Origin of the sequence: Shewanella sp. DAU305, assembly GCF_026802235.1 — a bacterium.
Lineage (GTDB): Bacteria > Pseudomonadota > Gammaproteobacteria > Enterobacterales > Shewanellaceae > Shewanella > Shewanella baltica.
In genome coordinates this window covers 2258050-2274004 of the sequence record NZ_CP113808.1, presented here as the reverse complement: position 1 = coordinate 2274004, position 15955 = coordinate 2258050, and the positions used below count along the sequence as shown (strand labels likewise).

At 48.2% G+C, this 15955-nt stretch carries 12 protein-coding genes; 2 read left to right on the top strand and 10 right to left on the bottom strand.

The features are described from left to right. Nucleotides 1-66 precede the first annotated feature (66 nt). The 4 genes from OX890_RS09720 to fabB form a co-directional block, all read right to left on the bottom strand. On the bottom strand, nucleotides 67-3510 hold the full coding sequence (locus tag OX890_RS09720; RefSeq protein ID WP_268650522.1) for a FimV/HubP family polar landmark protein: 3444 nt from the start codon (nucleotides 3508-3510) through the stop codon (nucleotides 67-69). A 178-nt stretch (nucleotides 3511-3688) separates the two neighbouring features. Further along, entirely contained in the window at nucleotides 3689-4705 is a 1017-nt protein-coding gene (locus OX890_RS09715) for an aspartate-semialdehyde dehydrogenase (protein WP_006085463.1), read from the bottom strand. Nucleotides 4706-4707: 2 nt separating this feature from the next. Continuing rightward, nucleotides 4708-5838, bottom strand: a complete 1131-nt coding sequence (locus OX890_RS09710; protein WP_268650521.1) for a 4-phosphoerythronate dehydrogenase — start codon at nucleotides 5836-5838, stop codon at nucleotides 4708-4710. Nucleotides 5839-5997: 159 nt separating this feature from the next. Beyond that, the gene (gene fabB / locus OX890_RS09705) at nucleotides 5998-7209 is read right to left on the bottom strand and encodes a beta-ketoacyl-ACP synthase I (protein ID WP_198555489.1); all 1212 of its coding nucleotides are present in this window, start codon (nucleotides 7207-7209) and stop codon (nucleotides 5998-6000) included. 138 nt (nucleotides 7210-7347) lie between these two features. Between fabB and mnmC the strand changes: the two genes are divergently transcribed. After that, nucleotides 7348-9489, top strand: a complete 2142-nt coding sequence (gene mnmC, locus OX890_RS09700; protein WP_268650520.1) for an FAD-dependent 5-carboxymethylaminomethyl-2-thiouridine(34) oxidoreductase MnmC — start codon at nucleotides 7348-7350, stop codon at nucleotides 9487-9489. Nucleotides 9490-9584: 95 nt separating this feature from the next. On the opposite strand, the gene OX890_RS09695 is transcribed toward mnmC, so the two are convergent. The 6 genes from OX890_RS09695 to prmB all read right to left on the bottom strand — a co-directional run bounded on the left by OX890_RS09695 (nucleotide 9585) and on the right by prmB (nucleotide 15333). Continuing rightward, nucleotides 9585-10346 carry an RNA methyltransferase gene (locus tag OX890_RS09695; RefSeq protein ID WP_268650519.1) on the bottom strand — a complete coding sequence of 254 codons (762 nt, stop codon included), beginning with the start codon at nucleotides 10344-10346 and terminating at the stop codon, nucleotides 9585-9587. Further along, the gene (locus OX890_RS09690; protein WP_268650518.1) at nucleotides 10336-10620 is read right to left on the bottom strand and encodes a YfcL family protein; all 285 of its coding nucleotides are present in this window, start codon (nucleotides 10618-10620) and stop codon (nucleotides 10336-10338) included. Before OX890_RS09690 ends, OX890_RS09695 begins: the two co-directional genes overlap by 11 nt. Nucleotides 10621-10625: 5 nt before the next feature. After that, the gene (locus tag OX890_RS09685) at nucleotides 10626-11804 is read right to left on the bottom strand and encodes an ATP-NAD kinase family protein (protein WP_268650517.1); all 1179 of its coding nucleotides are present in this window, start codon (nucleotides 11802-11804) and stop codon (nucleotides 10626-10628) included. A 98-nt stretch (nucleotides 11805-11902) separates the two neighbouring features. Beyond that, entirely contained in the window at nucleotides 11903-13078 is a 1176-nt protein-coding gene (locus OX890_RS09680; protein WP_063884756.1) for an MFS transporter, read from the bottom strand. Between the two features lie 91 nt (nucleotides 13079-13169). Then, complete coding sequence (gene aroC, locus OX890_RS09675; protein ID WP_006082233.1) at nucleotides 13170-14264, bottom strand: chorismate synthase; 1095 nt, start codon at nucleotides 14262-14264, stop codon at nucleotides 13170-13172. Nucleotides 14265-14388: 124 nt separating this feature from the next. Continuing rightward, nucleotides 14389-15333 carry a 50S ribosomal protein L3 N(5)-glutamine methyltransferase gene (gene prmB, locus OX890_RS09670; RefSeq protein ID WP_006082234.1) on the bottom strand — a complete coding sequence of 315 codons (945 nt, stop codon included), beginning with the start codon at nucleotides 15331-15333 and terminating at the stop codon, nucleotides 14389-14391. Nucleotides 15334-15413: 80 nt separating this feature from the next. On the opposite strand from prmB, the gene smrB reads away from it, so the two are divergent. Next, nucleotides 15414-15944, top strand: a complete 531-nt coding sequence (gene smrB, locus OX890_RS09665) for an endonuclease SmrB (protein WP_006082235.1) — start codon at nucleotides 15414-15416, stop codon at nucleotides 15942-15944. The last annotated feature ends 11 nt before the right edge of the window (nucleotides 15945-15955 follow it).

Sequence of the window (15955 nt, the reverse complement as noted above, 5' to 3'; positions counted from 1 at the left end):
ATCACAGCAGCCCATAAAAAAAACGGCGCTTAAGGCGCCGTTAGCTTGAAACTCTCTCAATCGAGATTAACCAATCTCTTTGAGTAAACGTCCCGCTTCTTCTTGCTGGCGCTCATTACCGTCAATTTGCACTTCTTTGAGCAAGGCTTTGGCACTGTCGCTGTCGTCAATTTCGATATAAGCGCGGGCTAAATCCAACTTAGCGTTGACTGAGTTTTCTTCATCGTCGACATCAATCATTGCGGCATCGCCGATTAAGGCTCCGACATCGCTCATTTCCACGTCGACTTCCGAATACAAATCACTATCTGCACTGTCTTCATCGGCATCATTCAGCAACTTGTCGATGTCGATAAAGCCGTTTTCATTTTGGAAATTCGTTAAATCATGCTCAGGAACAAACTTCTTCTGTGCTTTACGCGATTCTTGGGCGTCGAGTGCAGCTAACGCTTCATCGACGGTGAGATCATCGACGAGTGAGAAACTGTCTTCTGACGTGAGTACATCTTCATCGTCATCAAAATCGGTATTGGCCGTGAAAGCAGCGAGTACATTGTCATCGCTTAAATCGAGACCTTGCTCAGAATCGTCAGCATCCTCTGGGGTATCGAGTTTAAAATCTTCACTAAAATCAAGATCGTTACGCGTCGCCTTAATCGGCTTCTCTTGAGTCGCATCGTCCAGAGCCTTAGCATCAGCCAGTGAAGCATCGATGTTAGGCTCGACACTATCGACATCCGTTTCAGCGGCGGCATCGGCTGGCGTGGCAGCAGGTTTGGCCTTAGGCGCAAAATCAAGCTCTGAGTCCCAATCAAGCACGTGGGGATCTTTGCTCTTATTGGCTTTTAAATCATTAAAGAAAGAAGACTCTTTTTCCTTAACTCTTGCTGCAGCGGTAGCGGCTGCCAAAGTGGCTGCGGCCGTAGTCAGGGCGTCAGAATCATCATCTTCACCCAACTCTTCGACTAACGAGAAAGTATCATCAGTGCCATCAATCGAATGGGATGCACCAATACCTTTGAGTAAATTATCTTCGTCTGTGGTGTTATCGTCCGTATCAAGCTGCGCCGTTTCCATATCGAAGTCGAATTCATCTTCATCGGCATCAAGTTGCTCTGGCACATCAAATTCAGCTAACAACGCATCTAAATCTTCATCGCCTGACGCTTCGCCCTTGATATCTTCCGGTAACGAAGCTTCTAGCTCTGCGGCGATTTCTGCACTTATCGCATCATCTGCGGTATCGTTTTGTGCATTGTCTTCTGCATCAACTTTGATTTCAGGCTCAGCATCAAAACTCGCCAGCAACGAATCAATATCATCGGATTCATCTACGCCTAATTCATCCAGTTCATCGTCTAACTCGGCGGCGATTTCAGCGCCAAGATCGGGTTCAACTTCGGGTTCTGCTGGTTTATCGAAATCAGCTAACAGCGCATCGATATCGTCAGTGTCTTCGACGCCAAGCTCATCAAGCTCTGCATCTAACTCGGCGGCAATTTCAGCGCCAAGATCAGGCTCGACTTCGGGCTCTGCTGGTTTATCAAAATCCGCTAACAGCGCATCGATATCGTCAGTGTCTTCGACACCCAGTTCATCCAGCTCAGCATCTAACTCGGCGGCAATTTCAGCGCCAAGATCAGGCTCAAATTCAGGTTCTGCTGGTTTATCGAAATCTGCTAACAAGGCATCGATGTCGTCGGTATCTTCTACGCCCAGCTCATTAAGCTCGGCGTCTAACTCGGCGGCAATTTCAGCGCCAAGATCAGATTCGACTTCAGGTTCAGCGGCTGGCGTTGGTTTATCGAAATCGGCCAATAGGGCATCGATATCATCAACCTCTTCGCCGCCCAGTTCATCATCTAGCTCATCATCAAGTTCTGCGGCGATGGCGGCACTGAGATCTTCATCGTCAGAATCAATAGATTCTGTTGCAGGTTCTTTTGCCGTTTCTGGATCTTCAGCAGGAACACTAAACTCGGCAAGTAAGGCATCAAGATCATCGTCATCGGCGACGGCTTCGTTGGCAGGTTGAGTATCTTCTACTTCAACGTCGTCTTCTTCAGCTAAATCGCTAGCAAAGTTTCGCTCTAATTCACTTAAATCGTCTTCAGCTTCAGTGTTGTCTTCTGAATCTAGGCCCGCTAATAGCGCATCGAGATCGGCTTCCTCAAGAATATTGTCAGATTTAGGTTTTTCCTCAACAATATCCTCTTCCTGATCGCCCATGGCTTCGGCCCACAGGTCATCAAGAGATTGCCCTTCGTCTTCAACCTCAGGTTCGGCAGAGAGACCCGGATCGACAAACATTTCAGACGCCATATCCATCTGATCGTTTGAGTCAGTCAAATCTTGCTCAGGCTGTAAATCGACGCTGCCCATATCAAGTAGGCTATCGATAGAGTCGGCATGGTCGGTATCTAAATGCACCGCCATATCATCTAAGTCGTCATAATCCATGTCCATGATGGCAGTACCGGCAACGCCAGCAGCACCCGCGGCCATAACCGCTTCTTGCGCCTGCATTTCACGACGTTCTTTATTACGCTTACGGCGCAGCAACCAGAACACCGCCAGTAACAAGAACAAGGCAGGGATCACAGCGGCAGCAATCATTAACACTGGACTATTAAGGATATTACGCCATAAATCATCGGGCTCAGCGGGAGCCTGAGTCTCAGCTTCAGCCGTTCCCGTTGCCATCTCTGGCGTTTGGGCAGCTTCAACTTCGGCTTTCAAAGCTTGATTTTGCAGTTTGCTGGCTTGCAGGGTTTCTTCTAGCACGGCAATGCGTTGATTCAATTCTTCAACTTTCACTTTTAGCGCTTCAACATCTGAAGTGCGGACAGTGAGTTGATCTTGGGTGCGAGCTAATTCATCGGTTAATGACAGATTTTTACTTTCTGCCGCTTCTAAGCGCGACGTTACATCAGAGCTCAGCATCTTAGGCTTATCTGGCGCCGGCGTTTCTACCACTGGCACTTTGGGCGGCGTCACTTTAGTTTCAGTGATCACTTTGGTTTCAGCAATCACAACAGGAGCAGTAACAGGCGCTTGCGTAGTGACTTTCGCAGCAGGTTTCTGCACCGCTTTCGCTGGCGCACGGGATTGTCTGTCGCTTTGCTCTGCTCTTGCTATCGCCATACTGTTGGGAATCGACAGCATGACTTCTTTAGACGGGATCAGCAGGATCATGCCACGTTCTAAACTGTTGTAGCTGGCAGAGTTAAACGCATGGGGGTTAGCATCGTATAACGCGGCCATCACTTGATAGACGCTGACACTGGCATCGGGACGGACTTTTTGCGCTATGCTCCAAAAAGTGTCTCTGGATGTCGTTGGGCCATATTGATGATTAACTTGACGGATCTGTCCGTCTGGACCCATGATTTTTAAGGGTTTTAATCTTGGCGTATCTGCTGCAACGGCGGGATCAATAAAATAAGCGGTAGAAGAAACAGCTAAAACAGTGGCCATTAGACCCACAAGATACGAAGTGCGAAATTTCATCAATCCTTCCCTTTGAAGCGCTATAAAGTTATCTCGCTGATAACAGGCTTTAGGCAATTGTATTTATTGAGATTACTATAAACCAGAAATCCCTGCCCTGCTACTGTTCACAATTGTAAAACAAAAAAAGCCTGCTGACAGCAGGCTTTTTCAATGGGCATGAAATGCAATCTCGTGCTTAGTAATAATCTCTCACTAAGATCTCGGCAATTTGCACACTGTTCAAGGCTGCGCCCTTACGAATATTGTCTGACACTACCCACAGGTTAATCCCGTGAGAATGAGAGATATCCTTACGAATGCGGCCAACATAAACCGGATCGGTACCAGCACCATCGGTTACAGCCGTTGGATAGTCATCATCTGACTCAAACAATACCACTCCTTCGGCATTACGCAGTAAAGCTTTAACGTCTTCTGCATCGACAGGCTGACGAGTTTCGATATTAATGGCTTCCGAGTGACCATAAAACACAGGTACACGTACCGCGGTTGCATTCACTAAAATCTCATCGTCACCGAAAATCTTCTGGGTTTCCCAGACCATTTTCATTTCTTCTTTGGTATAGCCGTTATCCATAAATTTATCGATTTGCGGCAATACGTTAAAAGCAATTTGCTTTGGATAAACTTCGGCTTCAGCAGGCAAACCTTGCAGCAGTTTAGTGCACTGATGCGCTAACTCTTCAATGGCTTTTTTACCTGTACCCGAAACCGACTGGTACGTTGCCACATTAATGCGGCTGATACCATAGGCATCATAAATAGGCTTCAGTGCCACTAGCATTTGAATGGTTGAGCAATTTGGATTAGCGATGATATTGCGATTGCGGAAATCGGCGATAGCATGCGGATTCACTTCGGGTACGACCAAAGGAATATCGATGTCGTATCTAAAGTGCGAGGTGTTATCAATCACAACACAGCCTGCTTCAGCGGCAATTGGTGCCCATTTGGCGGAAACATCACCCCCTGCGGAGAAGAAACCAATTTGAGCTTGGGTCCAATCGAAGGTTTCTACGTCGAGAATGGTAATTTGTTTGCCATGAAAGCTGACCGTTTCACCGGCGCTGCGGCTACTGGCTAAAGGGTACAAATTTGCAACCGGGAAATTACGCTCTTCGAGGATCTCTATCATTGTTTGACCCACTGCGCCCGATGCACCTAAAACGACAACATTAAATTCCTGTGACATAGCTACTGACCGACTCCTGAAAAACCTAAATTGGACAACCAATCTACCTCAGATTGACCGTCATAAGCCAGCGCCAATGCACTAAATTCGCGTCTATGTTGGTGATTTTTTCTCATAGTGTCGAAGCCATTCTCATTTAAGAATGTATTTCTGAACATCTTGTCATCATCGCGCAAATCATAGACAAAACGCGCGAGCTGCAATAACGCTTTTTCATTCGGCGCTGTCGCAAGTTCGACCGCCTTAATGTTAAAGGTTGGCAAGAGATCCAGCAGGCTTTTATCGGCAGTAATATTCAACAACTGACACAATTTTTGGTAGAGCATAAAAGTGCCGCGCGCCTTACCTTCTAAACTGTAACCTGCGATATGCGGCGTAGCAAACTCTGCCAATGGTACCAACTCGGGCAGCGGTGTTGGCTCGCCTTCCCACACATCGAGCACTAATTTAAGATCGTCACGTTGCTGCTTCACTTTAATAAGCGCCTGATTATCTATCACATCACCGCGGCAGCAATTCACTAGCCATGTATTGGGTTTGAGTGCCTTTAAGCGCGCCTCATCGAACAAATGCTTGGTTTTATGCTCGCCCGTGCGCGTGATGGGCACATGCAAACTGATGATATCGGCCTGCGCCGTGATGGTATCTAAGCTCACAAAACTGCGCGGATCGCCCTCTGCAGCTTTGATGGGATCGTTAAGTAGCACCTTAATACCATAGGCTTGCAAACATTTTGCCGTCGCAGTACCAGTGTTGCCCGCGCCCACTATACCGACGACCTTGCCCTTAAGCGGTGAATTGAAGCGCTGCGCTAGCTCCAGCATAGCGATAAAAGCAAACTCCCCAACCGCAGTCGCATTGCAACCTGGTGCATTAGAGAAGGGAATATTACGCTCAGCAAGATAGGCTAAATCCACATGATCTGTGCCTATGGTGGCACTGCCGACAAATTTCAGCTTATTATTGCCTGAGAGCAACTCGGCATTCACTTTGGTGACCGAGCGCACTAATAGCACATCGGCATCGCGTACTTGCTCGGCGGTTAACGTGCGGCCGTTAACAGGAATAATGTCCCCGAGATCGCCAAATAGCGGTTCAACATAGGGCATATTTTCATCGACTAAAATCTTCATGGGCACCTGATATAAAAAAGTGGGAATGGAAGGCATCAAGATGCTCGGTATTCTAACAAGACTAATGGGATAAATCCTTGTCAATGCATCAGGTTTACAAAAATCGCCCATAAAAAAGGGAAGCCTAAGCTTCCCTTCTATCGCGTTTGATAAACAAACTTATTTGAATTTACGCATCACTAACGTGGCGTTTGTACCGCCAAAACCAAAGCTGTTACTCATGACTGTATTCAGCTCAGCAGCGCGATATTCACGAACAATAGGCATGTCTTTCGCCGCGTCGTCCAGATTTTCGATATTGATGCTTGGGGCAATAAAGCTGTTTTCCATCATGATTAAGCTGTAAATCGCTTCATGTACGCCTGCAGCGCCTAATGCATGACCTGTCATAGACTTAGTCGATGCAATCGGTGGGCACTTGTCTTTGAATACTTCACGTAGCGCTTCTAATTCACGCACGTCGCCCACTGGCGTTGAAGTGCCGTGAGTGTTGATGTAATCAATTGGGGTATCGACATCCATCATCGCCATTTGCATACAACGCACTGCGCCTTCGCCAGATGGCGCTACCATGTCATAACCGTCTGAAGACGCGCCATAACCAATCACTTCAGCGTAAATTTTTGCGCCGCGAGCCAGAGCATGCTCTAACTCTTCAACCACTAAAATACCGCCGCCGCCAGAGATCACAAAACCATCACGGTCTGCATCATAGGTACGAGAGGCTTTTTCTGGTGTGGCATTATACTTAGTTGACAGTGCGCCCATAGCATCAAAGCCCATGGTCAGCGTCCAATCCACTTCTTCAGCACCACCGGCAAACACCATGTCTTGCTTACCCATTTGGATAAGTTCAACGGCGTGACCAATACAGTGGGCGCTGGTTGCACAGGCTGAACTGATAGAATAGTTCATGCCTTTAATTTTAAATGGCGTAGCCAAACAAGCACTGGCCGTGCTCGACATGATGCGAGGCACAATATACGGACCAACACGTTTAACGCCTTTTTCACGCAGTGTATCGGCAGATTGCACTTGGTTAGACGATGATGCACCGCCTGTACCGACAATCAAACCGACGCGCGGATCTGAATACTGCTCTTCAGTTAAATTGGCATCGCTAACGGCTTCTTGCATCGCAATGTAAGCATAGGCAGCGGCATCGCCCATGAAGCGTAGCGCTTTACGATCGATATGCTCAGCAGGGTTTAACTTGATGTCACCCCATACGTGGCTACGTAACTGCATCTCTTCAAACTGAGCTGAATGCGTAATACCACTGCGGCCCGCTTTCAGTGACTCGGTCACTTCTTGCTTGTTATTACCGATACTTGAAACAACACCCATTCCGGTGATCACGACTCTTTTCATTTTATTGCTATCCATTGTGTACATGTCAGTACCTACTTTTCGCTGAGCCAATAGTATCTGTTTTGACTCAATTAAGTGGTCAGCTTTCCATAAAGGCGAGTAAAATAATGCCAATTATGAGACCGAGAGTAAATTTCTTTGACTGCAGAGCCCAATAAACCTTGTCAAATTAAGCGTGATTACCAGCAATTAATCAACCTTTATCCCGCAACCGCTGACACTGATGCACACTATCTCAGCAAGTTGAGCATTTATCAGCAGCGGGTATTTGAGGCTCATTCACAGCAAAAACTCTTAATATTAGGCCAAATTGGTTTAGGTAACGGGCTTGAACTCTTATCTTGGTGGCGCACTCAGGCGAATCCTAGCCAACGTTTACTCCTTAAGGTGTTCGAACCCAATCCGATTAATGCGTACGAACTTAAATCACTTTGGGATCAATCACTCACTCTTGTGAAAGAAACCCCATTCGAGCCAAATCTTGAATCAAAGCAAGCGTCAGCGTTAGAGTATAAACCTGAGCTCAGCCAGCTTGCTCAAACCTTACTCGATGCTGAGCCGACGGCTATTATAGGTTGCCAGAGATTAATTTTTGATGACGGTCGTACCACTATCGACCTGCACTTTGGTGATATTCAAACCCAGCTCAGTTCACTCAGCCATTCGCCAATGCATCCGGTTCAACACTGGTTGATATTGCCTCACCTGCTACAGGCGCTACATCATCAAAGTCACTGGCAGATGGCAAAACTCAGTGACGATAGCGCGACCATTGCCACGATTGGATTAAGCGAATCAAGCGAATTAAGCGAAACAACCGTCAACCGTTTCCAAGCCTGTGGCTTTACTGTAAGCGATATCAATGAACTTGGTACCAAAGCTCTGGGTATCAATGCTCTTGGTATACATCAGCCAGTCACATTGATTAATCACCAGCCTGACGCCGTACTGCTACACGAGCGCCAAGTCTTACGTCAGCAAGACGCTAAAGCCTATGCTTTTAATCCTATGGCTGCAATCTTATCCTCGCCGACGCAAAGCTCGATTGCCATTATAGGCGGCGGCTTAGCCTCGGCGCATTTGGCGCTGTCTTTGGCTGAGCGCGGCCAAGGTGCACAGGTATTTTGTAAAGATGCCGAGCTAGGCCAAGGCGCATCGGGCAATCGCCAAGGGGCGATTTATCCGCTGCTGACACCGGAAAATGATGAATTAAGCCGCTTCTTCCAGCAGGCATTTTTATTTAGTCGACGTAGAGTACAGGCGCTGACATCCGCCCCCGCCAGCAATCAGACGCCGATTTCCCATGATTTTTGCGGCGTATTGCAAACCGCCCACGATGAACGCAGCCAATTACGACTCGATAAAATCATTCAAGGCCAACCTTGGCCAAGTGAAATCGCCTACGCCGTCGATGCTGAGCAAGCCAATGCCATTGCCAAGATCAATCTCGATAAGCCAGGCTTTTTTTATCCCTTAGGTGGCTGGGTGTGTCCATTTGAATATGCCGAAGCTGCGATACAAAAAGCGATGCAACTGGCCGATGTGAGCGTCTCGCTCAATACCGACATCCTTGCCATTGAACGCCAAAGCGATGGCTGGGTTTTGTTAACTGAAAAGGAACGTTTCGGGCCCTTCGCGCAACTTGTACTCGCCAATGGCGCTGAATTGACACAATTTGATGCCAGTAACAAATTACAAATTAGCCCCTTTCGCGGTCAAGTCAGCCATGTGCCCGCTCAATTTCAATTGAGTCAGCTCGCAACTGTGCTGTGCGCCAACGGTTATTTAACGCCAAGTCACCAAGGACTCCACTGCCTTGGCGCGAGTTACGTTAAAGAACCCGAGCATTTAGACTTTTGCCCGCAGGAACAACAAGAAAACCTCATGAAAATGCACGAGAGTTATCCGAACCAAAGCTGGCTTGAAGATATCAACATGAGTGGCAACAATGCCCGCGTCGGCGTGCGTATGGTGACGCGGGATCATTTCCCTATGATGGGCTGCGCGCCCGATGTGGCGAAAATCCTTGAGGATTATGAGCAACATCAACTCACTAAAGAGAGTCGCCACTACTGGCAAACCACGCCAGCCCCCGTGCATCAAGGGCTGTATATTCTTGGTGGGTTAGGCTCACGGGGACTCAGTTCTGGGCCACTGGCCGCCGAATGTCTTGCGGCGCAGCTTTGCGGCGAACCAATACCGCTCGATAAAGAAACTCTGTGTAAACTCAACCCCAATCGCATGTGGCTGCGAAAATTGCTCAAGGGTAAAGCGCTCTAGGCAATCAATCGCTAGAAAAATAACGTTTTTGAGCACTATAAAAAAGGGATTAAGCTATGGCTTAATCCCTTTTTTAAATGTTTTCTGTAAACCACTTAAGCGGCTGTGATAACTATTGCGTTGTCACTGCAGCTAGGCTCAACACTACTGGATTTAACATGTCGAGGTTTTCGCGGCGCTCTGGGCACTTTCACTCGAGTACGATTGTTGTTATCGCGGCTCTGACGAATAAGCGCATCGCCGCTAAGACTGGGGACTGGGCTCGATGTCAGGCTTGCAGCCTCACGGTGAGATTTCGCCAATCTGTCGTATAACAACACATTGACTGATGCGGCAAGATTCATACACCCGACCGTAGGCACATACACTACGGCATCGGCTTTATCGATAATCTCTTGGCCAATGGTGCCATCTTCAGGACCAAACACATAAAAGGCTTTCGCGGGATGGACAAAATCCGGCAGCGGCGTCGCGCCAACCACTAAATCCACGCAGATGAGCTTAGTGTCCGCCGGAATCGAGGCGAGTAATGAAGTCACACCCGTGAGCGGAATGCGCTCTCCAGCATCCTTAGTATCGACATGGTATTGCACAGCACCCGAACGCGCGGCTAACTCGTAGCGCCTGCCGGTATAAAATACGCCGTCAACGCCATAACAACCCGATGCGCGCATAATACCGCCGACATTAACGGGCGTTTTAGGATTCACTAAACCGATAAATACTGCGCTGGCATCGAGCTTTTGCTCACTGGCTAATTCAGCACTCGGCATTTCTGCACTCGTTACTTCGGTACTAGTCACTGCAGTATTAGTCACTTGCTCGTTGTCAGTCATAGGCATAACGCTAGGCAACATCAAATTCGCCTACAATCCTTGCATGCAGCTGTGCCCATGCCTGTTCGACCAAGGCATAATCGGCATCATTTAATTCTTGGCGCGCAAGCGCTAAACAGTCGGTCATTTTCGACATCAGGGCATCGAGGTCGGTTGCACCCTGCGCTTCAAGTTGCGATAACACAACGGCGACATGACCCTGTAAATAGCCACAGGCAAACAAAGCATCGTCATCACCATGGCTGACTACACTGGCGATCCACTGTTCTAATGCGTCTTCGTAATGCTCTAACATTGGGTCTAACTCTCCATTAATACTGGATTGGCCGACACATCTGCAGCGACCAATAAATCTGGATTGGCCACCTGATACATGACGTAATCATGGTAGCCCGTCGTCACTTTATAATAGCCGCCAAGCTCGCTATCTAATTTAGGGTCGCCACTATCCACAATTAGTGGTCGTCCATCAAGTGCTTTTAGCTTAGTTTTTGTGGCGAGGATAATAATATTGTCTTTTCCGATGCGCCGAATGAGCTCAGGCGACAACTGTTGATTGCCGCGTCCTAAGATATGGCCTTGGCCGCCAATCAGAGTGATCACCAACTTAGTCGGCTTATCTTGGGTCAGTTCAAGTAATTCATTCGCGGTTAAGTCACTACCAACAAGGTTTTTATCTTGAATAAGATCAACACCGAGCAGCGTATTATCGAGAGCTAACTCTTCCATCACAAAGGCAACCGTACTGCCAGAGCCCATGATGTACAGCTCATCTTCCATTTGATTGATCACATCGGCGGCGATATCGGCCAGCACGAGTTCATCGACTTCCTTGCCGCCCATCTTCACCGCTTGCACATAACGCGGCTCTGCGGGCACTAAAAGCTCACCAAATCGTTTGGCGCGCACTGTGCCTTGGCGAAAAGCCACTTCGTCAATATCCATCACATCGGCAGACATCAAACTGACGAGCTCACCATCGAGCAACATTTTAACCACCATGCCAGAGGCATGGGGCGTAATACCGTAAACGCCGGAATGAATTTTCACGCCAGCGGGCACGCCAAGCACGGGTAATTTGTCATCGATAGTGGCTTGCTCAAACACGGAATAAACGTCGCGGGCAGTGCCGTCACCACCGGCAAAAAGCAGTAAATCCAGCGGTTCATCCAGCAGCGCGCGCACAACGGCCTGTGTATCCAGTGCCTGAGTTTTATCCGGGGTTTGATACACCACTCGCGTGGTAAAACCCAGTGACTTAGCGGCGTCCCCCCCCATGATTCCTGAGGCGGTAATAACCTCGATGTCATCAGCATAATCACGGATAACCTCAAGTGCCTGCATCATACGCAAAGCGGCTTTGGGTTCGGCGCCTAATGCGAGCGCCTCTTGCGCAACGCCATCGCTGCCCTTAAGGCCAACACTGCCACCTAAGCCAGCCAATGGATTGATCACTAACCCTAAACGAAACCGAATCACCTTTTACCTCACTTAACGCAATCTTGGTATTTTATCTTTATATTTTAGTATCTTAATAGATGCTTTTAATCGTGATTGATATTGCTAGATTGACATTATTAGGCCACATGGGCGGCAACGCCAGGTTTATCCCTAGGAATAAAGAATACCGCCAGCATAGCGGCAAAGGCGCATCCAGCAGCAAACACCCAAGACCAAACTGCCCCGCTACCATCGCCCCAAATATAGCCGCAAATCCAAGTGCCGAGCGCGCCGCCAACCCCAAAACTTAAGCTGGCGTATAGGGCTTGACCTTGGCTTCTGTGACTCGCATCGAAATGCCTGTGCACAAATTGAATCGATGCCGCGTGAGTTAAGCCAAAGGTAAAGGCATGCAATAATTGACTAAAACCAAGCCACAATACGCTATCCACCCCAAAGGCGACCAACAACCAACGCAAGCAAGTCATACCGATGCTGACAATCAATAGGGTATTAACACCATAGCGACCGAGTAAACGCGGCGCGAACATAAACATCACGATTTCGGCCATAGCACCAAGGGCGACAAATATCCCCGCTGAAGATTCTGAGTAACCCGCTTGTTTTAAATATAAGACGAAAAAACCGTAGAAAGGCCCTGCGCTCATTTGCAGCAACATCGCCGAGAGTAAGAACCAAATAATTGCCCGATTCCATTGTAATGGCGGCCGCACTTGACTGGTGTCACGCACTAAGCGATTTGCTGGTAATGGCAACGCACTGGCTAACATACCAATAAATAATGAGAAACCAATATAAGGCAGCACTTCAGTGCCCCACAGACCAATCGCAAAGCCCGCACCGACAACCAGACAGATATAACCGACACTGCCCCAACTGCGAATTTGACCGTAGCGGCTGGCATTCTCGCCTAAGGTTTCTAAAGTGATCACTTCAAGCTGGGCAAGGATTGCGTTCCAAAAGAAGGTATAGAGGGCCAGACTCAGCGCCATATACACAAAACCGCCATGGTAGAAGAAACTCAAATACGCCAGAGCGGCGGCTCCCGCGCCCATTTTTATCAGCTCAGCACGCATCCCAGTACGGTCAGCCACTTTGGCCCACACATTCGGGGCAACGATACGCGTCGCCATCAGGATGGCGAGTAAAAAGCCAATTTCTTGAGGATTAAAACCGCGATTTTCGAAGAAGACCCCAAGATAAGGGACCATAGTACCAAGAATAGAAAAGAAGAAAAAATAGCAGGCACAAAGCCAGCGTAATTGCCGGCTTGTGCTGGAAGAAGTTGACATTAACGCATTCCCTTTATCTCATGCCACTTGTTGTATCGTTATCGCATACCATCTATCACATGCGCCTATCTCATACCCCTATTTCATGCGCCTATCGCATACCAAGCACGGGCGTGTGACTGCGTACATCCTGATTTTGCGCTCTGTGTCTTAGCAAGTGATCCATCAACACAATAGCAAGCATAGCTTCGGCAATCGGTACAGCGCGGATCCCAACACAGGGATCGTGACGACCTTTAGTGACAACTTCGGCCATTTCACCCTGCGCCGTCATACTTTGGCCCGGCACACTAATGCTTGATGTGGGTTTTAAGGCAATATGGGCAATGATCGGCTGGCCCGATGAAATTCCACCGAGCACACCGCCCGCATGGTTAGATTCAAAGCCTTGAGGTGACATTAAGTCACGACCTTCGGAGCCCTTTTGAGTCACGACACCAAAACCATCACCAATCTCAACGCCTTTGACGGCATTGATGCCCATCAGCGCGTGGGCAATATCGGCATCCAATCGATCAAATACTGGCTCACCTAAACCCACTGGCACACCTGTCGCGATAACGGAGATTTTCGCGCCAATGGAGTCACCGGATTTTTTCAGCTCACGCATGTATTCATCAAGCGCTTCAAGCTTGCTGGCATCGGGGAAGAAAAAGGCATTTTGCTCAATTTGGTCAAGATCAATAGTCTGCGCACAAATAGGACCTAGCTGGGACATAAACCCATAGATCTCGATACCGTGAACTTGCTTCAAATACTTTTTAGCCACAGCACCCGCCGCAACGCGCATCGCGGTTTCACGGGCAGACGAGCGGCCACCACCACGGTAATCACGCATACCGTACTTTTGCTGGTAGGTATAATCGGCGTGTCCAGGGCGGAATAAATCTTTGATATTAGAGTAATCTTGACTGCGTTGATCGGTATTTTCGATCAAGAGTCCAATTGAGGTACCCGTGGTTTTACCTTCGAAAACGCCGGATAAAATCCGCACTTCGTCTGGCTCACGGCGGGCCGTGGTATATCGGGATGTCCCTGGGCGACGGCGGTCAAGATCATGCTGCATATCGGCTTCAGTTAATTCAAGCCCTGGTGGGCAACCATCAATAATGCAACCCAGTGCAACACCGTGACTCTCACCAAACGTCGTCACTACAAAATTTTGACCAATACTGTTTCCAGACATCCGCTTTGTACACCTTAGGTTATTTTTTCATCGCTCCGTGTCCAGCGACCACTGGACAATTTATTTTCCCGCTGCAAGCCTAACTGGCAGCGGGAAAAGTCTCAACCTAATTTGCTATCTTAGGTTATTCTGCGTCGCGATAAATGCCGAACACTGACTGATTTTCGACCAGTTGATCGCGGGTCAATACAAATACGCCATCGCCGCCATTTTCAAAGTTAATCCAAGTGAATGGCACTTCTGGGAATTGCTCAATCAAATGCACCATAGAATTACCGACTTCAACTACGAGTAAACCCGTTGGCGTGAGGTATTGCGCGGCATTGGCCAGTATGCGTTTGGTTAAATCTAAGCCGTCGCGACCAGAGGCTAAACCGATGGCTGGCTCATGATGATATTCATCTGGCATGTCGCCAATGTCTTCAGCATCCACATAAGGTGGGTTTGAAACAATCAAATCATACTGTGGACCTTCTGGGATTGCCGAGAACAAATCCGATTGCATCGGGAATACTCGGTCCATCACACCTAAGGTTTCGATATTGATTTGCGCCACATCTAATGCATCTTCGCTGATGTCCAGCGCGTCAACTTCGGCGTCTTCAAATTCGTAGGCGCAAGCAATGGCGATACAAGCGCTGCCAGTACATAAATCTAAAATACGCGTTACCGGTTTGCCGTATAACCAAGGGCTAAAACGGTTGGCGATCATTTCAGCAATCGGTGAACGTGGCACTAACACGCGCTCATCAACGTAAAATTCAAGTCCGGCAAAACGCGCTTTGTTGGTCAGATAAGGCACAGGTAGGCGCTCTCTGACACGGCGAATAATCAACTCGACAATTTTATGCTTTTCACTGCTGGTCAAGTTGCTTAAAATCACTTGCTGGCCGATTTCTTCGGGTAAGTGTAAAGCATGGAAAACTAAGGCGATGGCTTCATCCCACGCATTATCAGTACCATGACCATAATACACATTGGCGTCGTTAAAACGGCTCACGGCCCAACGTAACATATCGCCAATAGTGCGTAATTCTGTCACAGCTTCATCTACAAAGATCTTATCCAAAACGTGCTCCCGCTAGTTTGTTCGCGAACATTGTAACTGAACTCTATTCAGAAACCATAGGATTCAATAGAATACCCGCCATGAATAAAGACGACGACAAAGAAGGCTTGGCGATGTTCTCAGCGCTTATCGATGGTATTAAACCCATCACGCAAAATAAGCGACACTTTCGCACGCCCTTAAAAACCAAACAGGAAATAGAACTGAAAGAGCAGCAACTGCATGCTAACAGTTATTTCTCAGATACTTATCAGCCACTACTGCCAGTACAAGGACCGATGCGTTGGTTAGAGGAAGGGGTTGATAGCCTAGAACTCAAACGCCTGCGACGTGGAGATTACCAGCCAGATTTGCTGCTGGATTTGCACGGCTATCGCCAATCGGAAGCCAAACTTGAACTAGCGGCACTGATCCAAGCCTGCGTTAAACAGCAAAGCCTGTGTTGCTGCATTATGCACGGCTACGGCAGTGGCATATTGAAACAACAAGTCCCCATGTGGTTAGTGCAGCATCCTATGGTGAAGGCTTTCCATCAAGCACCTAAAGAATGGGGCGGCGATGCGGCGTTATTAGTGCTGATTGATATTGGTGAGCAGCCGCATAGACGTTAACTCGCTATCGA